The organism is Haloplanus sp. (genome assembly GCF_028275055.1).
Taxonomy (GTDB): domain Archaea; phylum Halobacteriota; class Halobacteria; order Halobacteriales; family Haloferacaceae; genus Haloplanus.
The window spans coordinates 1-23,790 of record NZ_JAQCNJ010000026.1; the positions used below are offsets into that span (position 1 = coordinate 1).

Here is a 23,790-nt window from a genome sequence, read left to right on the forward strand (position 1 = left end):
CCGGAAGCGGCGACGCCCGGCGGTACAGCGCCGTCGGCGAGGGCGAACAAGTCGACGTCGACGCGGCGCGGTTGACCGACGCGGAGTCGGCCGCCATCGATCGGTTCGTGACCGCGTTGGCGACGCTCCCGGGTCGGCGCCACCGGTCGTCGCCGGCGGGTGAACGGATCGACGCCAGGCGGGCGCTCCGGGCGAGTCTGGAAACCGGGGGCGCGGCGGTCGACCTCCCACGGACCGAACCGACGGCGAGCGAACTCCGGTGTTGTCTGTTGATCGATGTCAGTGGCTCCGTTCTCGACACCGTCGACCGGAGTGTGCTGCTTGCGTTTGCCGAGCGCCTATCGGCAACCGCCCGCGACGCGCGGGTGTTTCTCTTCGATACCGACCTGATCGACGCGACGGAGGCGTTCGCTCGGGCGGACGGTGACCCGTCCGGTGCGCTCCGGGATGCGGCGGTCGAGTGGGGCGGCGGTACCAAGATCGGCAGGGCGTTCACCACGTTGCGGCGCGAGCATCCCCACGCGGTCGACCGTCGGACGGTCGTCGTCGTCGTCAGCGACGGTCTCGACGTGGGCGAGCGCTCGGTGCTCGAAAACGGGATCACGTGGCTGTCCGGCCGGGCTGGGTCGCTGGTCTGGCTCAACCCACTCGCCGTGTCGCCGTCGTTCGAGCCCCGTTCCCGCGGGATGGCGACGAGCGCGCCGTATCTGGACGCCCTGTTCGGCTTCGCCGAACCCGCCGACATCGACGAGGCGGCCAGACAGATCGAGCGGCGCGGACTCGATGGCCGCGTCGGCTACGAGTACGATCCACGACGGCACGGGTCGACGACCGGAGGGAGTGGGACGTGACACGCCCCGTTCCGGCCCGCGTCGTCGGCGGATTGCGGGACCGCGGACCAATCGAGGCGACGGTCGACACGATCACCGTCGGCGACGCCGCCGTGCTCGTCGAACTGACCGGGCCGGAGGGTCGACTCGCAGGACTGGCACACCGGCCCGATGGGCCGGCCCCGGAGCGGTCCGACCCGGACGTGGAGACGTTGCTCTCGTGGGCCGCGGGGACCGAGAACGGGGGCGGAGGCGAGACCCCGGTTGCCACGGCGCTCGGTCTCGCGGCAGCGAACGCGTTGTCGGCACCCCACGTGGTGTGGCGGACGGGGGACCCGATGGTACTGCTCGACGCCGAGGTCGACCGGATCGCGACGGTCGGGCTGTTTCGCCCCGCCTTCCGGAAGTTCGACGACGTGGCGGTGTCGGTCATCGAGCGCGACCCGGTCGGTGAGGTGTCCGCGCCGGCCGGCGTTCGGGTCGAGACGGTCACGCCGGACGCGACGGCGACGGCGATGGCCGGGGCTGAGGTCGTCTTTATTACCGGATCGGCGTTCGTGTACGGCGGGGCGGAGCGGTATCTCGACGCGGTTCCGGAGGCGGCGACGGCCGTTGTCGTCGGGGCGACGGCCTCCTTTCTTCCGGAGCCACTGTTCGACGCGGGCGCAGACGTTGTTGCCGGGGCGTCTGTCACCGAGCCCCGACAGGTACGGGCGGCGGTCGAGGCGGGGGCGTGTGGAACGACCCTCCACGACGCGGGCGTGCGGAAGGTGTACGTCGCGACCGACCGGGCACGTGGTGTGCGGGTCGGCGGAGCCGGCAGAAGCAAACGAGGTGGAGAAAACCATGACAGGGAGTAACTGGAGTGTTCCGGAGACCGAGGTCGTACAGCGTATTGGAGACCGACTCGACGCCGACGGGACCGATGTCCTCGCGACGGTCGTGAACATCGAGGGCAACGCCTACCGGCGACCGGGAGCGAAGATGCTCCTCGACGCGGGTGGGTCGGGCGTCGGCAGCATCACCGCCGGCTGTCTCGAGGACGAACTCGTCCGTGTCGCCGACGAGGTCAGAAACGCCGGCGAGCCACGACTCGTCACGTACGACCTGATGGAGGGTGACGACGAGAGCGAGGGCGAGGTGTGGGGGCTCGGCGTCGGGTGTAACGGCGTCATCGAGGTGTTGCTCGAACCGTTGACCGAAACGTACCGCCCGGCGGTCGAGGCCTTCACCGCGGGGCGGGACGTGGCCGTCGTGACGGTGCTTGACGGCGGCGACGGGTCGTTATCCCGGGGTGATCGGGCCTACCACGACCCGGGGCGTGGATCGGTGTCCGTTCCGGAGGGCGACGCGTCGGAGTGGCCGGCGGAGCGCCTCGGCGAGCCGGCACGCGAACTCGCCGAGCGCGGGCGGGCGGATGTCGTCACGATAGCCGGAACAACGTTGTTCGTCGATGGGTTGGCGGCGCCACCGGAACTCGTCGTTTTCGGAACCGGACACGATGTGGGACCGGTCACCGAACTCGCCGCGACGAACGATTTCCGGGTGACCGTCGTCGGGTTCCGCGGCGCGGTCGACCTCGCGGAGCGGTTCCCGGCCGCCGACCGGACACTCACCACGTCACCGGCGTCGGTGGCCGACGACCTCGATCTCGGCGGCGACACCCACGCGGTCGTGATGACACACAACTTTATCGACGACCGGCTGACGGTCGAGGCGTTGCTCGACGCGTCGGTGCCGTACGTCGGGTTGATGGGGCCGCGGGAGCGGTTCGAGGAGATGCAGGAGGCGTTCGCGGAGGAGGGGCGGACGTTTACCGACGCCGAGCTGTCGGCGCTGTACACGCCGGTCGGACTCGACCTCGGCGGCGGGTCGCCGTACCAGATCGCCCACAGCATCGTCGCGGAGGCACTCGCCGTCTCGAACGAGCGGACGCCACGCCACCTCAAGACACGGGAGGGGCCGATCCACGACCGGATCGACGTGGACGCCGACGCGGAGCCGCCGACACAGTAGCCGCCTCGGAACGACCGCCTTTTGAGCCGGTCCCGTCAAATGCCGTTGATGCCGACTATCGATTGCGATCCCGAAGCGGCGAGACACCGGCTGGAGGAGGCCGGCGTCACCGTCGAGCCGGGACACACGGACCACGAGCGCTGGCGTGCGGAGCGTGGCGACGCGGTCGCGGTCGCCTACGACGACACCGTCGTCGTACAGGGAGCCAGACCGGCCGATCTGACCGCGCCGCTGGCCGATTCGAGCGGTCGCGCACACGTCTACTTCGACGGGGCGAGCCGTGGCAACCCCGGACCCGCCGCCGTTGGCTGGGTGATCGTCTCCGGGGACGGCATCGTCGACGAGGGGAGCGGCACCATCGGCGAGACGACGAACAACCGCGCGGAGTACGAGGCGCTGGTGCGTGCACTGGAGGTCGCACGGGACCACGGTTTCGAGATGGTCGACGTGCGCGGTGACTCGGAACTGATCGTCAAGCAGGTCCGCGGCGAGTGGAACACGAACGATCCGGAACTCCGCGAGCGGCGGGTTCGCGCCCGGGAACTGCTCGACACGTTCGACCGCTGGTCGTTGGAACACGTCCCGCGGGAGATAAACGACCGCGCCGACGGACTGGCCAACGAGGCACTCGACGATGGCTGAACTGCCACGTGAGGTTCGGGAGGAAGTTGAACGGCTCACCCGTCTGGCCCGGCGGGCGGCCGACGACGCCGAAGCGGCCGCGTACGAACGCGACCGGGACCGGCGGTTGGCCGACCACGGGTTCACCGCCCGGGTCCGCACGGACGACGACACGCTCGTACTCCACCCTTCGGAGTGGCTCGACGGCGACACGGCGCGGGTGGACAACATCGAGGACACCGGCCGCGCGGTCGAAATATCCTTGTCGGGGAGCGGTGATCCGGAGGAGTGGGCGGCGGTCGAGGCACACAACGCGGCCATCGTCGACGAGGTTCGCGACCGGGTCGGCGAGGTCCACGCGGCGAACGCCCGGGCGTTCGCCGACTTTATGGGGAATCACTACGCCCGACGGGTCGAAACGGCGACGGCGGCGGAGCTACGCGAGTTCCTGACCGAGTACTATCCGCGGAACGCGTGGCCCAGCGACGACCAGCGTGCGGTCGTGGAGCGGTCGCTGGAGTACGTCTTCGAAGCGACGGAAACGGAACTGCCGGAGCGTTAGTGCTGTGCGTCGACGAGGTCGCGAACCGAGTCGGCCCGGCCGTCGTCGGTGACGAACTTCGAGAGAACCCACTCGAGGCGGCCGAGCACCGCGTTGTCGCCCGCCTCGGTTAGTTCGTACTGGTTCGTTCGCTTGTCGAGTTCACTCTTCTCAACCAGACCCATCTCGACGAGGTTATCCAGATTGGGGTAGAGACGGCCGTGATTCACCTCTGTGCCGTAGTACTCCTCGAGTTGGCGTTTGATCGCCAACCCATACATCGGTTCCTCAGAAAGGATGACGAGGATGTTGTGCTGAAACGCGGTGAGGTCGCGGACGACACCGGTACCGCTGTCCACTGCTTGTGTCTCTGACATACATATTGAAATGTCACGGAGATATTTAACACCTCTCAATTATTCTTGATTGTGAGAATTGGGGCTTGTAGCGCCAGAATCCGGCGTTACCAATACAAGACAAGTCAGTGGTCAAACACGTTTCTGTCCGTCCCTCCGTGACGGCGACCGCCCGTCGGTGGCCGGAGGAATACGAACTGAGTAGGCTCCGTCTTGACCGCCGTCGTCAATCACGTGAATTTAGTGACGGTAGTTCATGTACCTTTTCATTCGTGTTGGTGTGGTCCGTCCCGAAAGGACTATTTGGCGGTTCTGCCGACATATCGGCATGGTTGATCTGTGGGAAGACCTTGACCCCGGTCCGAATCCGCCGGAGACGATCACCGCCGTCGTCGAGTGTCTCAAAGGCGAGCGCAACAAGTACGAGTACGATAAAGACGTTCCCGGCGTCGTCCTCGACCGTGTTCTGCACAGCAACGTCCACTATCCGAGCGACTACGGCTTTATTCCGCAGACGTACTACGACGACGAGGACCCCTTTGACGTTCTCGTTCTCGTCGAGGACGCGACGTTCCCCGGTTGTATCGTCGAGGCACGACCCATCGCGATGATGAGGATGGACGACGACGGCGAACAGGACGACAAGGTCATTGCCGTCCCGACCGAAGATCCGCGGTTCGACCATCTCGACGACCTCGACGACATTCCCCAACAGACCCTCGACGAGATCGACGAGTTCTTCTCGACGTACAAGAACCTAGAGGAAGGCAAGGAGGTCGAGACGCTGGGCTGGGAGAACAAGGCGGCCGCCAAAGACGCCATCGAACACGCCATCGACCTCTACGACGAGACGTTCGCCTGATCGGCGTCGAGTTCGCGGGGCGAACGACCCCTTTTTACTCGGGCCGCCATTAACAGTCACCAATGGCTCGGTGCGATGAGTGCGGCAGTCACGAGGACCTGCCGTACCAGTGTCGACGTTGTGGCGAGACGTTCTGTCCCGAACACCGCCTCCCGGAGAAGCACGACTGTCCCGGGCTGAACGAGTGGAACGATCCCGATGGGGTGTTCGACAGCGGCTTCGACGACAGTGTCCGCAACGAGGGCGGAAGCGACGGCCTGCGCTCGTCGGTGCCGGGTCTCGACCGGGTGACCGGCACGGGTGGCCTTCTCGCCTACGTCCGTGGCAACGTGGCGTACCTGTTTCTGGGACTCATGTGGATCACGTTCGCGTTGCAGTTGCTGGTCGGCCCCGTTTTTGGCCGGGAGGTCATGGCGTCGTTGTTCGTTCTCCGGTCGGATCGCCTGTTCTTTGTTTGGACGTGGGTCACCTCGGTGTTCGCACACGGCGGTCTCTACCACATCGCCGGCAACAGCATCGTGCTGTACTTTTTCGGCCCGCTGGTCGAACGCCACGTCGGGTCCAGACGCTTTGCCGCCCTCTTCGTGGCGACCGGCGCACTGGCCGGATTGGGGTTTGTCGGGGCCAGTATCGCCGTCGGGAGCCTCGGCCCCTCGGGTGTCGTGAGCGTCGTCGGTGCCAGCGGTGCCATCTTTGCCGTTCTGGGCGTTCTGACGGTGCTCAACCCCAGCCTGCGGATCTACCTCTACTTCATCATTCCGGTGCCGTTGTGGCTGTTCACGGCCGGGTTCTCGCTCATCTCGGTGTTGTTTTTCCTCTCGCCGCAGTCGGCGGCGTCGGTGGGACAAGGTAACGTCGCCCACCTCGCACACCTGATCGGTCTCGTGATCGGCCTCGCCTACGGCAGGCGGGTCGAGGGCAAGCGGCAGGTGCCCGACCGACTCTCCGTCGGGGGCGGCCGCGGACCGGGTGGGCCCGGTGGACCGGGTGGCCCCGGCGGTCCCGGCGGTCCCGGGCGACGGTGATTCTATGCGGCCCGCCCGCCCCGATTTCGTCCCCGATCCATCGGACTCGAAGGCCGAGATGATGACACTCCAAGGGGAGGTGGCGGAGACGGCTCGTTTCGACGACGACATCGGTGTCGACCCTGCGACAGTCTCGGTCTCCGCCGAGGCGGCGTGCGACGACGACCGCCCTCTCGTCGCCGGCGTGGATCAGGCCGTTCTCGACGACCGGGCGGTCAGCGCGGTCGTCTGCCTGCGTGGGGGCACAGTGGTCGAACGTGCACACGCCGTGACCGACCTGTCGGTCCCGTACATCCCCGGATTCCTTTCTTTCCGGGAGGGCGGACCGATTCTCGCGGCGGTTGCACAACTGGAGTCGACGCCCGACATCGTTGTCTTCGACGGGAGCGGCCGGATCCACTACCGACAGGCCGGCCTCGCGACCCATCTCGGCGTCGTCCTCGACGTGCCGAGCGTCGGGGTCGCCAAGCGCCTCCTGTGTGGCCGGGTCGACGGCGAAACCGACGGAAACCCCGAAGGGTGGCGCGCGCCGGTTCGCGCCGACGAGGCCGTTGACGCCCCGGCGGGGACCGTTCTCGGCTACGCCTACCAGTCCCGGCAGTACGACTCGACCCCGATTATCAACCCACTGTACGTGAGTCCGGGCCACCGGGTCGGCGCGGAGACGGCGGTCGACCTGATCGAACGCCTGTGTGACGGCTACAAACTCCCGGAGCCGACACGGTTGGCCGACGGACACGCGGAGGTGTGTAAAAACGAGGCGTAGGCGCTTCGCACGTTTTAAGCCGTGTCTCGCGTACCTTCGGGTAATGACCGACGATCAGGAACTCGGGATCACCGAGTCGAAAGAACACAGCACGGGCGAATGGTACGCCGAGGTCGTCCGGAAGGCGAAACTGGCGAACTACGCCCCGGAGGGGATGAGCGGGTTCATTATCACACGCCCCCGCGGCTACGGACTCTGGGAGACGATCCAGAACGAACTCAACGACCGGTTCAAATCGACCGGTGTTCGGAACGCGTACTTCCCGATGCTCATCCCCGAATCGTACCTCGAACGCGAGAAAGACGTGGTCGAGGGGTTCGACCCCGAGGTGGCGTGGGTCACACAGGGTGGGTACGACGAACTGGACGAACGACTCGCGGTCCGGCCGACCAGCGAGAGCATCATCGCCCCGTATCTGAGCCGGTGGATCCGCAGTCACCGCGACCTGCCGATGCGGATCAACCAGTGGTGTAGCGTGATCCGATGGGAGGCGACGGAGACAAAGCCGTTCTTCCGAACCAAGGAGTTCCTGTGGCAGGAGGGCCACACAGCACACGCGAGCGACGAGGACGCCTGGGCGGAGACGATGACCCGCCTTGGCCAGTACGAGAACCTGTACGAGGACGTGCTCGCGATGCCGGTGCTCCGCGGAAAGAAGCCGGAACACGACAAGTTCCCCGGCGCGGACACCACGACGACGGTGGAAGCGCTGATGCCCGACGGAAAGTCGGTCCAAGGGGCGACCAGCCACCACCTCGGGCGGAGTTTCGCCGAGGCGTTCGACATCACCTTCACCGACGAGGAGGAGAACGAACGGGTGGCCTACACCACCTCGTGGGGCGTGTCGTGGCGGGCGCTCGGCGCACTCATCATGACTCACAGCGACGACCAGGGACTCGTCCTCCCGCCGACGATGGCCCCCGAACAGGTCGTTGTCGTCCCCATCTGGCAGGCCGACACCAAGGCGGACGTTCTCGACTACGCCGAGGGCATCGCCGACGACCTGCGCGGAGCGGGTGTTCGTGTCGAACTCGACGACCGCGACGAACACAATCCGGGGTTCAAGTTCAACGAGTGGGAGTTGAAAGGCGTCCCCGTCCGGATCGAGGTCGGGCCGAACGAGGTCGAGGAGTCGGCGGCGACGCTCGTCCACCGGCCGGACGGCGAGTCGGTCGAAGCCGACCGCGAAGGCATCGTCGGCGCCGTCGAGGAGAGTTTCGACGAGGTGTATGCCAAACTGTACGCCGCCGCCGAGGAGAACCTCGAAGAAAACGTCCGCGAGGCGTCGGATCGGGCGGACGTGTTGGGCACCCTCGGGCAACACGGCGGGTACGTGAAGACCCCGTGGTGTGGCGACGAAGACTGCGAAACAAAGGTAAAAGACCAGATGGCCGCCGAGATCGTCATGGTCCCCTTCGAGGACTCGGAAAAGACGATTCACGAGGGTGAAACCTGTGCCCTCTGTGACGACGCCGCCGCCGAGACGGCCTACTTCGCGCGGTCGTACTAACCGACCGGACCGGCCGGGCAGCCGGGTGGGTAGTCTTAATATGATACGTATTGCCTTGCATGTGACTAGCGAACTGTTACGATAACAGGAACAGGCTGATAAGGGGGTACCTGATAGAACAAGTATGACCAAGCCGCGGAGAGACGCCCACGCCGATCAGCGGGGGCTGGCGGATCCTACCGACGACCGGTCGAACTGTGGTGTAGGTGTCGTTCTCGACCTCGATGGCGGCGACTCGCATGAGACCGTCGCCGACGGTATCGATCTTCTGATCAACCTCGAACATCGGGGGACAACAGGGGCCGAGGAGGCCACCGGCGACGGCGCGGGGATCATGATTCAGCGTCCGGACGAGTTCCTCGAAAGCGTCGTCGGCGGTCTCCCCGAGACGTACGCCGTCGGCTCCGTATTCATGCCACAGGACGGCGCGGCCCGGCAGGGACTTATGACCATCTTCGAACGAACACTCTCGGAGCATGGGATGGAGGTGTTCCACTGGCGGGACGTCCCGACGGACAACTCGGAACTGGGCCAGACCGCCCGCGATTCCGAACCCGATGTCTACCAGCCGTTCGTCCGGCCGGCAGCGGAGATGGACGCCGAGGCGTTCGACCGCGCGCTCTACGTCGCGCGCCGGGCCGTCGAGAACGCGATCGAGGAACTCGACTCGGCCGGGGCCGATCGGTTCTACATTTGTTCGCTCGATCGGGAGACGCTGGTTTATAAGGGCCTGTTGAAAGCGACCCAACTCCCCACGTACTATCCCGACCTCGTGGACGAACGTGTCAAATCGACGCTCGCACTCGTCCACGCGCGGTTCTCGACGAACACGCTCGGGGCGTGGCACCTCGCTCACCCGTATCGCAACATCATCCACAACGGCGAGTTCAACACCATCCGCGGCAACATCAACTGGATGCGGGCCCGCGAGACGGACCTCGAACACCCGGCTTTCGGTGACGATATCGACACGCTGAAACCGATCATCAACGACCCCAACCAGAGCGACACCGCCTCCGTCGACAACGCACTCGAACTCCTCGTCCAAGGAGGCCGTGACCTCCCACACGCCCTCCGGATGCTCATCCCCGAGGCGTTCCGCAAGGACGACGAGATGAGCGAGGATCGCAAGGAGTTCTACGACTACCACGCAAGCCTCGTCGAACCGTGGGACGGACCGGCGCTGGTCGTGGGGACGGACGGCGACCGGGTCGCCGCCGCCCTCGACCGCAACGGGCTTCGGCCCTGTCGGTACGACGTGACGGAGAACAACCGGCTGGTGATGGCCAGCGAGGCCGGCGCGCTCGATACCGACCCCGCGGATATCACGGAACGGCATCGGCTCCAGCCGGGCCAACTGCTCGTCGCGGACCCCGAGGAGGGGCGGATCATCCCCGACGAGGAGGTGTTCGACAGTCTCACCGACGAGAAGTACGGCGAGTGGATCGAACAGGAGCAGCGCAACCTCAACGAGGAAGCGAGCGGGGACTACGAACCCCACGGCCGGGTCGAGACGCTCCGCGCCGAGCAGGCGGCTTTCGGGTACACGCACGACCAACTCGACCACCTCGTCGAGCCGATGGCAGAGGACGGCAAGGATCCGGTCGGCTCGATGGGCGACGACACGCCGTTGTCGGTGCTGTCCGATTTCAACCGTCCGTTGTTTACATACTTCAAGCAGCTGTTCGCACAGGTGTCGAACCCGCCGATCGATTACATCCGTGAGGAACTCGTGACGAGTCTGGAGTCGCGGCTTGGCCCCCAGCGCAACCTGCTGGACGAGTCGCCGGAACACGCTCGCCAACTCGTCGTCGACTCGCCGGTCCTGACCGACGCCCAGACGGCCGACATCAAGGCGTACGACGGCGAGTTCGAGTCGGCTGTCGTCGACATGACCTACGAGGAAGGGACCGATCTGCAGGAGGCGGTCGAACGGTTGCGCCGCGATGCCCGCGAAGCCATCGAGAACGGCGCGGATATCGTCGTTCTCTCGGACCGGAACACCGGCCCGGATCGGATCCCGATCCCGAGTCTGCTCGCGACCGGCGGCGTTCACCACGCGCTGGTCCGGAACGGGCTGCGCAACCGCGCCGGGTTGGTGATCGAGTCCGGCGACCCCCGCGAGGTTCACCACCTCGCCACGCTCGTCGGCTACGGAGCCGACGCGGTCAACCCCTACCTCGCCTACCAGAGTATCTGCGACATCGTCGCCGGTCCCGACGGGGCCGACGAGGAGGAGGCCATCGCTCGCTACACGAAGGCCCTCGAAGACGGGCTTCTGAAGACGATGGCGAAGATGGGTATCTCGACCGTCGAGAGCTACCAGGGCGCACAGATCTTCGAGGCGGTCGGGCTCTCCTCGGAGTTCGTCCGCGAGTACTTCGAAGGGACGGAGATCCGTACGGAGGGGATCGGGATCGAACAGATCGAGGAGGATCTGCTCACACGGCACGCGGTCGCCTACGGTGACGATCCGGACCTCGAACGCCAAGGCGAGTACGAACACCGCTCGGACGGTATCCACCACAAGTGGAACCCGAAGACGGTCGGCACGCTCCAACAGGCCGTCCGCTCCGGCAGCTACGAGAAATACAAGGAGTACGCGGAGGTCGTCAACGATCAACAAAAGAACCTCCAATCCCTCCGGGGGCTGTTGGAGTTCAACAGTGACCGCGAGTCGATCCCACTCGACGAGGTCCAGCCGGTCCACGAGATCGTCAAGCGATTCGCCACGGCGTCGATGTCTCTCGGGAGCCTGTCGCCGGAGGTCCACGAGACCAACTCCATCGCGATGAACCGCATCGGCGGGAAGTCGGGAAGCGGTGAGGGCGGCGAACCGCCCGAACGGTTCGGGACCGAGAAGGAGTGCAACATCAAGCAGGTCGCCTCCGGCCGGTTCGGCGTGACATCCAACTACCTCTCCTCGGCCGACGTGATCCAGATCAAGATGGCTCAAGGTTCGAAGCCGGGTGAGGGCGGTCACCTGCCGGGCAAAAAGGTCAACGAGATGATCGCCCACGTCCGTTATTCGACGCCGGGTGTCGGCCTCATCTCGCCACCACCGCTGCACGACATCTACTCCATCGAGGATCTCAAACAGCTGATCCACGACCTGAAGACGGCCAACCCCGAGGCCGATGTCAACGTGAAACTCGTCGCCGAGGCTGGAATCGGGACCATCGCCGCGGGCGTTGCAAAGGCCAACGCCGACGTGGTTCACATCTCGGGACACTCGGGTGGGACGGGAGCGTCGCCGAAGACGTCGATCAAAAACGCCGGGCTGCCGTGGGAACTCGGACTCGCCGAAACGACGCAGATGCTCCGTGCGACGGGGCTTCGTGACCGCATCCGTGTCTCTGCCGACGGCGGCATGATGACCGGACGCGACGCCGCCGTGGCGGCGCTGCTGGGTGCCGAGGAGTACGTCTTCGGGACGGCCAGCCTCATCTCCTCGGGCTGTGTGATGGCGCGGATCTGTCACACCAACAACTGTCCGACCGGTGTCGCCACGCAGGACGAGGACCTCCGTGAGCGGTTCTCGGGACAGCCGGATCACGTCATCAACTACATGGTCTTCATCGCCGAGGAACTCCGCGAGATCATGGCAGATCTTGGCTTCCGGAGCCTTGCGGAGATGATCGGTCGACCCGACCTCCTCGAACAGGCCGAGACGGACCACCACCGGGCCAAACACCTCGACCTGTCGGCCATCATCGCCGATCCGGAGGAGGGCGAGCGTCACAAGGTCCGCGAACAGCAACACGCGGATATCGAGACTCACATCGACCGGGATCTGATCGGGGCGGCAACGGACGCAATCGAGGAGGGCGAACCCGTCTATCTACACCGCGACATCTCGAATGGCGACCGCGCGGTGGGCGCGATGCTGTCGAATCGAATCTCACAGCGGTACGGCGAGAGCGGCCTGCCGGAGGACACCATCTCGTGTACCTTTGACGGTGTTGCGGGGCAGAGCTTCGGGGCCTTTCTCGCCGACGGCGTGACGATGGAGCTCGTCGGCGCGGCCAACGACTACGTTGGAAAGGGGCTGTCGGGCGGCAAGGTGATCGTCCGGACACCGGAGACGGCCGCTTACGAACCCGAGGACAACATCCTCGTCGGCAACGTCTGTCTGTACGGCGCGACACAAGGCGAACTGTACGTCAACGGATTGGCGGGCGAGCGCTTTGCGGTCCGCAACAGCGGTGTGAAAGCGGTCGTCGAGGGCGTCGGCGACCACGGCTGTGAGTACATGACCGGCGGCGTCGTGGCCGTTCTCGGCGAAACGGGTCGAAACTTCGCGGCGGGCATGTCCGGCGGTATCGCCTACGTCTACGACCCCAACGACGAGTTCAAGGGACGTGTCAACACCGGGATGGTCACCGTCGAGGACGAACTCGAGGAATCCGACGAGGCGATGGTCCGTCGACTGATCGAGAACCACGCCGACTACACCGGCAGCGACCGCGCGGCGGCGCTGCTCTCGGACTGGGGCGCCGAGGTACGGAACTTCACGAAGGTGATGCCCGACGCGTACGCGGAGGTCATCGCGGAGGAGAGTCTCGAGGACGTTCGCGACGAACTGCCGCGGCCGGCGTCGGCGGCCGGCCGGAACGAAACCGGAGCCGGGACGGCACAGACCGGCGACGACTAGCAGCGGTCGGGACGCCCGACGCTCACACCGGGTCCATACCCGGCACTTCCTCTTCGAGCCACTCGCGGAACCAGACGATTCGCTTCAGCCGCTGGTGAGCGATACCCTCGGCCGCGTCGCTCTGGACGCGGTCGGCGGCGTCGTGGCCGCGTTCCACGACACGCTCGATCATCTCGTTTGCGTCCATGTGCGTCCGGGACTCGTAGCCCATCCGGAGAAGCATCAACACCGCACCGTTTGCGCCAACCTTGTCGAGAACATCAGCCTCGATGAGACACTGTGTCTCCATCGACACGTCGTCGAGGGGACCTTGGTACGAGTGGTCGCGGACGGACTGAGCGATTTGGTCGACAAACGATTTTGGGTAGTTTCCGCGCGTATCGAGATACTCGCGGGCAACGCGTGCGCCCTCGTCGGCATGTCGTTCCTGTGTGGCCTCGAGTTTCGCGATGTCGTGAAACAACGCCGCCACTCGGACGGCATCGACGTCGGCACCCTCTTGTTCGGCGATTTCGGTCGCCAAGTCGACCACGTTCAGCGTGTGGTTGAAGCGGTACTCGGCGCTGTGCCACGGGTACCATCGCATCCGGCCGCCGTCCTCCTCGGCCTCAGCGCTGGCCGCGAGGTAGTCCGAGACGAACCCCTTCATCTCCTCAAACGCCTCGTCCGAAACGGCGGACTCCTTGATCTCAATCCCCACGCTTCCACCTCCGATGCGTTCGTGTATCACTCATTGCCGAAAAAAAGAGGGTTCGACTATTATGCGTTACGACAAGGCCGGCCGCCAAGCGAGGGATGGCCGGTGGCTACGGAGATACGTGCAACGAGAGCCGTGAGTGCCCGAACCGGGTGGATGAGGGCGACCGGAGCGCCAACGACGGCCTCGTCGCTCACCGACCGGTCGGCTAAGCGTTCACCATTCACCATGGGGCCGGGTGCGGGATGTGTGACGTCGACGTAGCACCGTTCATCGAGGGCGGCGAAGCGGGTCGGCACACAAGAGGTGTGCGCGGACTGTCGGAGCGTCAGAGGGAGAGCCAAAGGCGGGTGGTCCGTTTCGCTTGTTCAACCCAATCCGAACGAGCGGACCAAACGGTTCAACAGTTACGCTCCGTCGATGCGGACGTGATAGAACGGCGGGTTGAGTGCGAGGCCGCGACCGATCTCTGGTACGTCGCCCAGAACGTGTTCCGACAGTACGTTGCCCGCGAGATGGCGACGACACGACCCACCCTCGACCGCACGCTGTCACGACCGGATGCGGCGGGTGTCGACCCGGACGCGGTCGAGTACGACCGAATCCAACAACTCCCCCTGATCTACGCCCCCTGATCTACGACGACATCGAGATGCTACTCGATCTGACGACTCGGCACTCGGCCGCGGAACTGCGAGGCCATCGAGACGTGCGAGAACGGGGGGTAGTCACCGGGAGACGGTGTAGACACAGACGCGTCCCCGTCTCGCCGGCACCGATCGCCGCGCTCCTCGACGAAGACGAGCGATTCGACCGCGGCGTATCGCCGGGCAGCGGCACGAACCAAGCCCCGGTCAAGTTCACAGGAGGTGGGGTTAGACAGGTCACCGCAGCCGTGCGGTCACCGGTCGACTCGACCCCGTACTGTCCGATGTCGCCGCCACGGTGATTACGCCGGTATGCGTCGTCGATGGATCCGAGACCCCCTCGACGGTCGAGGGGGATGGGAGCCACTCCGCGACATCGGGGATCCGCTCGCCGAGCCGGCTCAGGACGTGCGGTTCAAGCACGGCGGCGATCATCTCGAAGGTGTCGGGCCATGCCTGTCGTGGGTACCACTCTTGTGCCGACGGGTCATCAGGGCCGTTGGCTGCGGGAGCGTCGGGGGCGGTAGCCCGGTGCGCCTCAGAGAAGCGGGCGAGTGCGTCGTCAACGACGGACAGAACCGTCCGATCCCGAACCTCCACGTCGTTATCGAAGGCCTCAGGTGGCATCGGACGGTCGCACGTGCGAGGCGGTCGTATAGACGGGTGGACGAGTCCCACGAACCGTCGAACGGACCACGCGGAGCCAGGTCACCACTGTCGGGATGACAGGACGGTGCCGACGCCGGCACCGACGGCGAGACAGGCCGCGAGGCCGGCGTACCAGGCGAGGTGGACGGGGCTGTCGGGGGCGATGGCGACCTCAATAGCCACCATGCCGACGGTGTAGGCAGCGAAATCCCCGGCGGCGAACCGTGCCGAAGAAACGCCGGTCAGCCACGCGAAAATCGCGCCGAGACCGAAAGCCGCGGTGGCGACGATGATAAGGGTGATCGTCTCACCGACGGCGGTGGCTACGGGCGTCCAGTAAACGCCGCCCGGCGGCCACAACACCACGCCGGCAAGCGAGGCGAAGACGCCGCTTACGGCCGTCTCCTGAAGGTGGCGATCCATCGCGTGTGTCTTCGGCGGCGCGAAGCATAACCACGGGGATTGATCACGGGATCCGACGACGATAGCCGTGCCCGTCCCGAACACGGCGTTTGACTCGGACGGGAGCTACGGGGCAGACACTCCGGTGAAACGTGTCTCAAGGGCATGACGGCGCTCTCGCTCGAACACATACAGAGCGTGACCGGCGCGGTCCACGATGTGTTCTTGAGTCGGGCTGACGGCGGCGACACGATCATGAAGCCTCACACGCCGGTCGGCGGCGAAAACCCCGGACGGTCGATACGTAGGCGGTTCCCGGTGAACTCGCGGAGCGCGGTCTCGGCGTGGACCGTCACACCACACACCTCAGGAGGTGGAGGGGTGGTGTGCCCGTCGGAGTTGTAGACAGCGCGTCGCTGACAGGGCGCGGGCAAGCCGTTGGCGGGCCGTATCAGGTGGGACTATACGAGATTCGTGAGTAGTCCCGGGCGGATTCGAACCGCCGTCCTGGGCTCCAAAGGCCCAGATGATTGGCCACTACACCACGGGACTGCTCAAACGTCGTTTCTCGTTTAACGGGCACGGGTCATAAATCCGGCCGTTCGGGATCAGTCCGCCGGACGTTCGCACTCGATACCGAGTTCCCGACAGGCGTCGGTTTCGGCGTCGAAACAGTCCGGGCAGTTGGGGTTGCGGTCGACGATCGTGTCCAGACGCTCGGCCACCGTGTCGTCGATAACAGCTTCGAGGTCGCGGGCCTCGGCTCGGAACTCCTCCACGTCAAGAACGTTCGCGAGGAACCGCTCGATAATGCAGTACGTCTGGATTGCGTCGCGGGCGCGGGCGATCCCCTCGTCGGTGAGGCGGACACCGTTATATTTCTCGTGGTCGGCGAGTTCGCGGGCTTCGAGTTTGCCGATCATCTCGTTCGCGCTCGCCGGACTCACGTCCAGCATATCGGCGAGCGTCCCGGTCGCCGCAGGACCGTCTTCCATCTCTTGGATCAGGTAGATCGCTTTGAGGTACTGGTCTGCCGTGTTCATTGCTAGTCGCGTTCCTTCATAATGTTGGTCACCTCTTCGACCCCCTCAGCCTCCTCCTCGCGGATGGACCGCAGGGTGTCGAGGACTCGGTCGCGGTCGACGGAGAACCGGGCGTCGCTGGCTTCGATGGCGTCCACAAGGTCGTCGTAGAACTTGTACGCCGTCTCCTCGTTGCAGAGTTGATCGTAGAGGACACCGTCGAAATCGTCGGGTTTGGTCTGGCCGTACTGTGCCTCAACGAGCCGTTCGATATCCTCGAACGGGACACTCTCGGCGTCGAGGTCGGCGATCAACTCCTCCAAGCGCTCGCGGTGGATAGCCGATTCCTCGGCGGCGCCGGCGAGTAGGGATCTAATATCCGGATCGAGCGCCGTTGTCTCCGCCTCCGCATCGAGCGACTGGTGATGGTGTGCGCGAGCCTCGACCACCTCCTCCAGAACGATGCCGATCTGGAGCAGGCGCGCGAGTTGGTGGTCGGAGCCGACCCGGTGGCTGACGCTCATAGCGGTATGTGCCACCTCCGCACGACGCGTCTATCCTCGATCATACGACGTGTTCGGTGCGAGGGGAACTTAAACTGTTCCCCGGGTCGGTGAGCGATCCGATCGTCGGGCCGGCGTGTTCACTCGCGGAGGCGGGTCTTAACCTGAGACTGGAGGTCCTCTCGGAGTTCGTCGACCGCAATCTCCTCGAAGACGGGGACGAAGAAGCCCTCGACGAGCATGTTCCGGGCGTCGCGTTCTGAGATCGATCGGGAGGTCAGGTACAGCAGATCCTCCTGGTCGACCTGGCCGACCGTCGCCGAGTGAGACGCCTCGGTGTCGTGGTTGTTGATAATGAGCTTCGGCGAGGCGTCGGCCTCGCTGTCGTCGCTCAGCATCAGCGTGTTCTCGCGCTGGTAGGAGTTGGTGTCCCACGCGTCACGGCCGACGTCCTGGACGCCCTCGTACACCGAGCGCGCCGTGTCGTCGAGTACGCCTCGGGTGACCAGATCAGCCGTCGTGTGTTCGGCGTTGTGCCACACCCGCGCGTTCACGTCGAAGTGCTGGTCCTCGTGGGCGAAGAAGGCCCCGACGATCTGGCTCTCGGAGCTGTCGCCGTTGAGCTCCGTCTCGATGTCCGAACGGGTGAGTCGAGAGCCGAGATTGCCTTCGATCCAGTCGACCGTCGCGTACACGCCGGCGTCGCCACGTTTGAGCGTAACGTTGTACGTGTCCTGATCCAGCGTCTGGAGCGACCCGTACTGGACGTAGCTGTTCTCGCCCGCATCGACCTCAACGAGGTTGCTGTAGTAGCGTCCGCCCTCGACGGTCTCGTCGCCGGTGTCGACCCGTTCAAGGATGGTCACCGACGATGAGGTCTCTGTGATGACGAGCGTGTGACTGAACAGCGACCGCGAGTTCATATCCGTCCGGATCGTCACGTCCTCGGCGTCGACGTTCTCCGGGACGTGGACGAACGTCCCCGTCGTGAACAGCGCGACCGACAAGGCGGTCAGGTAGTTCGTCTCCGGATCGATAACGGAGCCGAACTTCTCCTCGAGGAGATCCGGGTACTCCTCCATCGCCTCGGTGAACGAGAGCACGGTGACGCCCTCGTCGGTGACGCGTTCGGTGTCGTCGGACTGGTTGAGCGGATCGGCCAGCTCGTCGAAATCGAGCTGGTCGAGGTCCGTCCATCGACGGCCCGGCGTGTTGATCACGTCGGGCATCTCGGCACGGTCCATCGCCTTGAGCGCCTTGAGCCGCGTCTCGCGGAGCCAGTCCGGCTCGTCGCGACTCTCGGCGATCTCGTGGACCGTCGCCTCCGAGAGGTTCGCTGGTACCTGCGTGCTCATGATTATCCGAGGCTCCCCTCCATCTCGAGTTCGACGAGCCGGTTGAGTTCGACCGCGTACTCGATGGGTAGTTCCTCGGTGAGCGGCTCGATGAAACCCGAGACGATCATCTGCTTTGCGTCATCGTCGTCGAGGCCGCGGCTCTGCAGGTAGAAGATGTCCTCGTCGCCGATCTTTCCGACGGTCGCCTCGTGGGCCACGTCGACCTTCGACTCGTTGATCTCCATGTACGGCATGGTGTCCGACGTGGACTCGTTGTCGAACATCAGCGCGTCACACTCGACGGCGGTCGAGGAGTCCGACGCGCCGTCGGCGATGTGGACGAGGCCCCGGTAGTTGGTCCGGCCGCCGTCCTTGCTGATCGACTTCGATTCGATTGTCGATTTCGTTTCCGGCGCGTTGTGGTACACCTTCGCGCCGGTGTCGATGTTCTGTCCCTCGCCCGCAAAGGCGATGGTGATGTGGTTGTCGGAGGCACCGCGACCCTTGAGCACCGTCGAGGGGTACAGCATCGTCGCCTTCGACCCCATCGACCCCGAAATCCACTCCATGCGGCCGTCGCCCTCGACGAGCGCGCGCTTCGTGTTCAGGTTGTAGGTGTTTTTCGACCAGTTCTGCACCGTGGAGTACTGGACGTGTGCGTCCTCACCGACGAACACCTCGACGCCGCCGGAGTGGAGGTTGAACGCGGAGTACTTCGGGGCCGAACAGCCTTCGATGTAATGGACCTCCGAGTTCTCCTCGGCGATGATGAGCGTGTGTTCGAACTGACCCATCCCCTCGGAGTTCATTCGGAAGTAGGCCTGCACGGGCATCTCGACGGTGGTGTCCTCGGGGACGTAAACGAACGACCCGCCGGACCAGATCGCACCGTGAAGCGCCGCGAACTTGTTGTCACTCGGGGGGACACACTTCGTCATGAAGTGTTCGCGGACGAGTTCTTCGTGCTCTTGGACGGCCTCGTCCATGTTGCAGAAGATGACGCCCTTCTCCTCCCACTGTTCCTGCATGTTCTGGTAGACGACCTCGGACTCGTACTGTGCGCCGACGCCCGAGAGTGCGTTCTTTTCGGCCTCGGGGATGCCCAGTTTGTCGAAGGTGTCCTTGATGTCGTCGGGCAGATCCGTCCAGTCGTCGACGCTCTCGCGTGTCTCGACGTCCGGTCGGATATACGGGATGATCTGGTCGACGTCGACCTCGCTCAGGTCGGGTTGACCGGGCCAGTCCGTCGGCATCGGCATCTCCTGGAAGTGTTCCAGCGCGCGGAGACGCCGTTTTAGCATCCACTCCGGTTCGCCCTTGTCCTCCGAGATAACGCGGATCGTCTCCTCGGTGAGTCCCTTCTCGGCTTGGAAGGAAGAGCGTTCCTTTTTCTTGAATTCGAATCGTGCTTCGGTGTTGGTGTCTTTGAGATCCTCGTTCGAGCTCATGTGTGTATTGTTAATCCTGTTTGCTTATATGCTTGTGCGTAAACTATTCACGTTACGCCGCTTCGTAGACCTGCTCGCGAACCCAGTCGTACCCCTCGTCCTCGAGCTTCTCGGCCAGTTCCGCACCGCCACTTTTCGCGATCTCGCCGTCGATCATGACGTGAACGTGGTCCGGTTCGACGTAGTCGAGAATACGCTGGTAGTGGGTGATCTGGAGAACGCCGGTGCCCTGCTCGTCGCGGAGGGCGTTGATCCCCTCGGAGACGTCCTGCAGCCGGTCGATGTCGAGTCCGGAGTCGATCTCGTCGAGCACCGCGACCGAGGGCTCGAGGATCGCCGCCTGCAACACCTCGTTCTGTTTCTTCTCGCCGCCGGAGAAACCGGCGTTGAGGTAGCGCTGGGCGAACTTCTCGTCCATGTCCAACAGCTCCATCTTTTCTTTCAGCAACTGCTGGAACTCGGCAACACCGACCTCGCCGTCGTCGACGTCTCCCTCCATCGGGGAGGTTTCGTAGCCGGCGTCGTCCTCGTCGGCCCCGGCGTCGTCCGCCTCCTCTTCGTCCTCGAACAACTCCTCGCGCTCCTCGTGTTTGGCGTTGAGCGCCTGTCGGAGAAAGTTCGTCATCGTGACGCCTTCGATCTCGGCAGGATACTGGAAGCCCAGAAAGATCCCGAGTGCCGCACGCTCGTTGGGTTCGAGATCAAGGAGGTTCCAGGTCCGCTTTTCGTCCGGTACCTCCCCGTCGAGGTCGGAGAGATCCTCGTCATCGAGAACGAGGATGATCTCGCCGTCGGTGACCTCGTAGGCGGGGTGGCCGGCAATAACCTTTGCGGTGGTCGATTTGCCCGATCCGTTGGGGCCCATCAGGGCGTGGATCTCGCCCGAATCGACCTCGATGTCGACGCCACGAAGAATGGTTTCGCCGCCCTCTTCTGCGACCTCTGCGTGAAGATTATTGATTTGTAGTGTTGCCATGTCCCTACGGTATGGGTGGAGTGTAACACGCATAATGCTTACGCATTCTCCCCCTTCGAGTTTCAGGATTGGAAAGGAATGTTTTTGCAGCCGAAAGATGGGCTCAGAACTGGCCGAGTCCGGTCTGTCGCTGTCCGCTTTTCACCTCGTCCCACGAGAGACCGAGCGCCTCGATGATCCGCTCGATCGGTCCTTTGAGCGTCTTCTTCAGCATCTTGTCCCAGTCGATCTCGAATTCGTCGGGGATCTGGTCGGCGTACTCGAAACAGACCACGTCGGGGTCGCGCTTGAACGCCGCGTAAAGATCGTCGGTCTGGGGATCGAACCCCTCTTCGGCCTCCAGTCGCCGGAAGAACTCGGGGTGAGCCTTCTCCAAGTAGAGTCGTTTCGGCTTGCTCCCTCGCTGGAAGTTCGTTCCGAGCAGGAGGTTTGCGTACTTTGCACCACGGACCTGTGCCGTGTCGGTGTCGTATGCGGTGAGTCGCTTCCCGATCCCGCCGGGGATACCCACGTCGTCCAAGTCGACGTTCCCCGCCTCGAAATCCGCGATCACGTCGTGGACGGGCTCCTCGATGTCGTCGACATCGTCACCGGTGACGATCATCTCGATAACCTGTCGCTGGACATTCTTGGTGATCGGCGCGATATCCGAGCGCTTGTACTCAAAGCCCGTGATGTCGATGTCGTCGACGTGTTTGCCCTCCTTCCAAACGATGTGACCCGCGTAGCGTTTCTTTTTGCCCGCTTGGAAGAACCGGCGGTAGAGCTTCTCGAACTCGATCTGGAAGCGGTGGTCGTGGGCGTTCAACTCCTCGCGGGCGAACGCGTCGTACGAGTCGTTGATACTCTCCTCGAGTTCGTAGCCCGTCTCGATGGCGCCGGCGATCCGCCGGAGGTCCGCCTCGTCGGCGTCGGGGTGGGCCTCCCGTATCTCGTCAGGAACCTCGTCGGCGACAGTCTCCTCGCCCAGTTCCAACATGACCGAGTCGGTGTCCCCGTAGGCAACCTCGTACCCCACGTCGTTCGCCGCGGACTGTGTGTGTTCGATGACGTCGCGGCCGGTGGCGGTGACGGCCGCCCCCATCTCCCGGTCGTAGAGGCGGAAGCGGTCCCATCCGAGGACACCATATAAAGAATTCATAATTACTTTGACAGCTTGCTGCTGTCGGTCGTACTGTTCGTAGGCCTGACTGTCCGGGTCGTGGTCGTTGCGTTCGGCCTTCTTTTGTTCCCGTTCCGCCAGCAGTTCGTCGACCATCTCCCGGATAATACCGTCCGGACTCTTCCGGAAGTGGGTGCCGTTGGGAGCGCGGTAGGTGTCGCCGTCGTAGTCCTCGGGGTCGACCTTTGTCTCCGGAGAGGCGTTGATGGTGACCATACACATCGGATAAAGCGATTTCAGGTCGAGAACGCTGACGTTCTCTTTGATCCCCGTGATGGGGTCGAACACCGCACCACCTTCGTAGTCCTCGGCGTTGGCCCGCCCTTTCGAGGGAAGCGCGAACTCCCCGTGGACCTTGTGGAGAACGTACACGTCGACGGCATCGCCGGGAGTCGGGGCGTCCTCCAATTTACAACCGACGAACGTCCGAACCTCGTCCCAGAAGGAGATGATGTCGCGCTTGCGGTCGAGTTCGACGCACAGTTCCACGTCCCGGAGGTTGTACTCCAACAGTCGCCGGGGGTCGTCCTCCCAGAGGTCGCCGATGTCGCCGGAGTAGCGCTCCTTGCCCGCGCCGAGTTCCTGTTCACCCACCGCGTCGAGGCGGTACGACTCCAGTTCGGTGAACTGGGTGCGCTTGTAGGCGTACAACAGGTCAAAGACGACCCGGCCTTTCACCGTGGGACCGCCCCAGTCGCTCCGCCACACCTCGTCGATCCGGGACAGACGCTCGGGGTTCAGATCCCGAGTCACGTCAGGACGCGCACCGACGGCTTCCAGACGGTCGATGAGGTATGGCGCGTCGAAGTCCTCGAAGTTCCACCCCGTCAGCACGTCCGGGTCGGTCTCCTCGATGTAGGAGAGAAAGGCCTCAAGCATCGCCGCCTCGGTCGGGAACGACCGAACGTCGATGTCCATCCCGTCGGTCAGCGGGTCGTGTTCGAGACCCGCGGGAACCGTCCCGGTACCGTCGGGCGCCTCACAGATCCATGCGAGATACTCGTCGCGGTAGGAGTCGTGGCTGGTGAGACAGACGACCGTCTCCTCGCCTTCCTCGGGGAACCCAGAACGGTCGTCGACCTCGATGTCGAAGGTGTTCACACGGAGGTCGGTATCGGGTGGGTCGACCGCGGCCAGTTCGTCGTGGGGAACTTGGATCGAACCACTCTCCAATCGCCGGACCGGAACCCGGACACCGCCGCCGATATCCTTGTCGATCAACAGTCGGTTAGGGAAGAGGATGTCCGCCTCAAAGTGGTCGAACTCGTCGCGGATCTGACCAACGTCCCGGGGCGTCCGCGTACAGATCCTCGTCAGCGGTTCGCCGCGGATGCTCTCGTACCCCGTTTCCGTCCGCGTGATCACGTCGCGGTTGAGGTTGTCGTCGTCGAGGCCTGCCGTCGGCGCATAAAAGTAGGGTTCGAAGCCCAGTACGCGGACGTGTTCGGCCGTGCCATCCGTCCGTCGACCGAACAGGTGGACGACGGGATACTCCTCGGAGCCTTGGCCCTCAACGGTGTAGTCGACCTGTGTGACCGCGAGGTCGACCGTTCCCTCGGGGTCGGGGAACCTCAGATCCGCGGCGTCGACAACCTCAGCGACGGACTGGCCCGCGTCGCCGGCGACGGCGACCGCCTCAGCGTCGGGTCTCTCGGCGTCCGTCACCTCCGAGAACCCGGTGAGTTCGGTCTGTGTCATGCCGGCCACTTTGGCACTCCTCGGTAAAAACCCAGCCACTCGGGACTGAAAGTCTGCCACGACGGAAAG

The 23,790-nt window shown here is 64.4% G+C and carries 22 protein-coding genes and 1 tRNA gene; 12 read left to right on the plus strand and 11 right to left on the minus strand.

Features of this window, described 5'->3' with window-relative positions:
- The 5 genes from Q0925_RS03565 to Q0925_RS03585 form a co-directional block, all read left to right on the plus strand.
- Positions 1 to 851, plus strand: an 851-nt coding sequence (locus Q0925_RS03565) for a VWA domain-containing protein (protein ID WP_299331975.1), incomplete at its 5' end; no start/stop codon positions are given.
- Positions 848 to 1,690, plus strand: coding sequence for a Rossmann-like domain-containing protein (locus Q0925_RS03570; protein WP_299331976.1), 843 nt, complete (start codon positions 848 to 850; stop codon positions 1,688 to 1,690). The genes Q0925_RS03565 and Q0925_RS03570, both read left to right, overlap by 4 nt.
- Positions 1,677 to 2,846 (plus strand): XdhC family protein, encoded by a 1,170-nt coding sequence (locus tag Q0925_RS03575; RefSeq protein WP_299331978.1) that lies wholly within the window; start codon positions 1,677 to 1,679, stop codon positions 2,844 to 2,846. The genes Q0925_RS03570 and Q0925_RS03575 overlap by 14 nt, the downstream gene beginning before the upstream one ends.
- 48 nt (positions 2,847 to 2,894) lie before the next feature.
- A complete protein-coding gene (gene rnhA, locus Q0925_RS03580) occupies positions 2,895 to 3,488 on the plus strand; it encodes a ribonuclease HI (RefSeq protein ID WP_299331980.1) in 594 nt (197 codons plus the stop codon).
- Positions 3,481 to 4,029: a DUF7108 family protein gene (locus tag Q0925_RS03585; RefSeq protein WP_299331981.1), complete on the plus strand. Its 549-nt coding sequence runs from the start codon at positions 3,481 to 3,483 to the stop codon at positions 4,027 to 4,029. The genes rnhA and Q0925_RS03585 overlap by 8 nt, the downstream gene beginning before the upstream one ends.
- On the opposite strand, the gene Q0925_RS03590 is transcribed toward Q0925_RS03585, so the two are convergent.
- A complete protein-coding gene (locus Q0925_RS03590; RefSeq protein ID WP_299331982.1) occupies positions 4,026 to 4,385 on the minus strand; it encodes a PadR family transcriptional regulator in 360 nt (119 codons plus the stop codon). The two genes, Q0925_RS03585 and Q0925_RS03590, sit on opposite strands and share 4 nt — an antisense overlap.
- Positions 4,386 to 4,692: 307 nt before the next feature.
- Between Q0925_RS03590 and Q0925_RS03595 the strand changes: the two genes are divergently transcribed.
- The 5 genes from Q0925_RS03595 (at position 4,693) to gltB (ending at position 13,181) form a co-directional block, all read left to right on the plus strand.
- Complete coding sequence (locus Q0925_RS03595; RefSeq protein ID WP_299331984.1) at positions 4,693 to 5,226, plus strand: inorganic diphosphatase; 534 nt, start codon at positions 4,693 to 4,695, stop codon at positions 5,224 to 5,226.
- A gap of 62 nt (positions 5,227 to 5,288) precedes the next feature.
- A complete protein-coding gene (locus tag Q0925_RS03600; RefSeq protein ID WP_299331986.1) occupies positions 5,289 to 6,251 on the plus strand; it encodes a rhomboid family intramembrane serine protease in 963 nt (320 codons plus the stop codon).
- Positions 6,252 to 6,255: 4 nt separating this feature from the next.
- Complete coding sequence (locus Q0925_RS03605) at positions 6,256 to 7,017, plus strand: endonuclease V (protein WP_299331988.1); 762 nt, start codon at positions 6,256 to 6,258, stop codon at positions 7,015 to 7,017.
- A gap of 43 nt (positions 7,018 to 7,060) precedes the next feature.
- Positions 7,061 to 8,527, plus strand: coding sequence for a proline--tRNA ligase (gene proS, locus Q0925_RS03610; RefSeq protein ID WP_299331989.1), 1,467 nt, complete (start codon positions 7,061 to 7,063; stop codon positions 8,525 to 8,527).
- Between the two features lie 124 nt (positions 8,528 to 8,651).
- Positions 8,652 to 13,181, plus strand: a complete 4,530-nt coding sequence (gene gltB, locus Q0925_RS03615; RefSeq protein WP_299331990.1) for a glutamate synthase large subunit — start codon at positions 8,652 to 8,654, stop codon at positions 13,179 to 13,181.
- A gap of 22 nt (positions 13,182 to 13,203) precedes the next feature.
- Here gltB and Q0925_RS03620 read toward each other — a convergent pair whose 3' ends face one another.
- On the minus strand, positions 13,204 to 13,881 hold the full coding sequence (locus tag Q0925_RS03620) for an HD domain-containing protein (protein ID WP_299331991.1): 678 nt from the start codon (positions 13,879 to 13,881) through the stop codon (positions 13,204 to 13,206).
- A 425-nt stretch (positions 13,882 to 14,306) separates the two neighbouring features.
- Here Q0925_RS03620 and Q0925_RS03625 point away from each other — a divergent pair, with 425 nt between their 5' ends.
- Positions 14,307 to 14,513: a hypothetical protein gene (locus Q0925_RS03625; RefSeq protein WP_299331992.1), complete on the plus strand. Its 207-nt coding sequence runs from the start codon at positions 14,307 to 14,309 to the stop codon at positions 14,511 to 14,513.
- Between the two features lie 249 nt (positions 14,514 to 14,762).
- Here Q0925_RS03625 and Q0925_RS03630 read toward each other — a convergent pair whose 3' ends face one another.
- Both Q0925_RS03630 and Q0925_RS03635 read right to left on the minus strand, forming a co-directional pair.
- Positions 14,763 to 15,152, minus strand: coding sequence for a hypothetical protein (locus tag Q0925_RS03630; RefSeq protein ID WP_299331993.1), 390 nt, complete (start codon positions 15,150 to 15,152; stop codon positions 14,763 to 14,765).
- Between the two features lie 81 nt (positions 15,153 to 15,233).
- Positions 15,234 to 15,596 carry a hypothetical protein gene (locus Q0925_RS03635; RefSeq protein ID WP_299331994.1) on the minus strand — a complete coding sequence of 121 codons (363 nt, stop codon included), beginning with the start codon at positions 15,594 to 15,596 and terminating at the stop codon, positions 15,234 to 15,236.
- Between the two features lie 144 nt (positions 15,597 to 15,740).
- Between Q0925_RS03635 and Q0925_RS03640 the strand changes: the two genes are divergently transcribed.
- On the plus strand, positions 15,741 to 15,980 hold the full coding sequence (locus Q0925_RS03640) for a hypothetical protein (protein WP_299331995.1): 240 nt from the start codon (positions 15,741 to 15,743) through the stop codon (positions 15,978 to 15,980).
- 74 nt (positions 15,981 to 16,054) lie between these two features.
- Here the strand turns inward: Q0925_RS03640 and Q0925_RS03645 are convergent.
- From Q0925_RS03645 to Q0925_RS03675, 7 genes are all read right to left on the minus strand, one after another.
- A tRNA-Gln gene (locus tag Q0925_RS03645) sits at positions 16,055 to 16,127 on the minus strand.
- A 56-nt stretch (positions 16,128 to 16,183) separates the two neighbouring features.
- Entirely contained in the window at positions 16,184 to 16,618 is a 435-nt protein-coding gene (locus Q0925_RS03650) for a metal-dependent transcriptional regulator (RefSeq protein WP_299331996.1), read from the minus strand.
- A gap of 2 nt (positions 16,619 to 16,620) precedes the next feature.
- Entirely contained in the window at positions 16,621 to 17,121 is a 501-nt protein-coding gene (locus Q0925_RS03655) for a ferritin-like domain-containing protein (RefSeq protein WP_299331997.1), read from the minus strand.
- Between the two features lie 119 nt (positions 17,122 to 17,240).
- Positions 17,241 to 18,455 (minus strand): Fe-S cluster assembly protein SufD, encoded by a 1,215-nt coding sequence (gene sufD / locus Q0925_RS03660; protein WP_299331999.1) that lies wholly within the window; start codon positions 18,453 to 18,455, stop codon positions 17,241 to 17,243.
- Between the two features lie 2 nt (positions 18,456 to 18,457).
- Positions 18,458 to 19,885, minus strand: a complete 1,428-nt coding sequence (gene sufB, locus Q0925_RS03665) for a Fe-S cluster assembly protein SufB (RefSeq protein WP_299332000.1) — start codon at positions 19,883 to 19,885, stop codon at positions 18,458 to 18,460.
- Between the two features lie 52 nt (positions 19,886 to 19,937).
- On the minus strand, positions 19,938 to 20,861 hold the full coding sequence (locus tag Q0925_RS03670; protein WP_299332002.1) for an ABC transporter ATP-binding protein: 924 nt from the start codon (positions 20,859 to 20,861) through the stop codon (positions 19,938 to 19,940).
- A gap of 103 nt (positions 20,862 to 20,964) precedes the next feature.
- Positions 20,965 to 23,721, minus strand: a complete 2,757-nt coding sequence (locus Q0925_RS03675; RefSeq protein ID WP_299332004.1) for a DNA-directed DNA polymerase — start codon at positions 23,719 to 23,721, stop codon at positions 20,965 to 20,967.
- Positions 23,722 to 23,790: the final 69 nt, after the last annotated feature.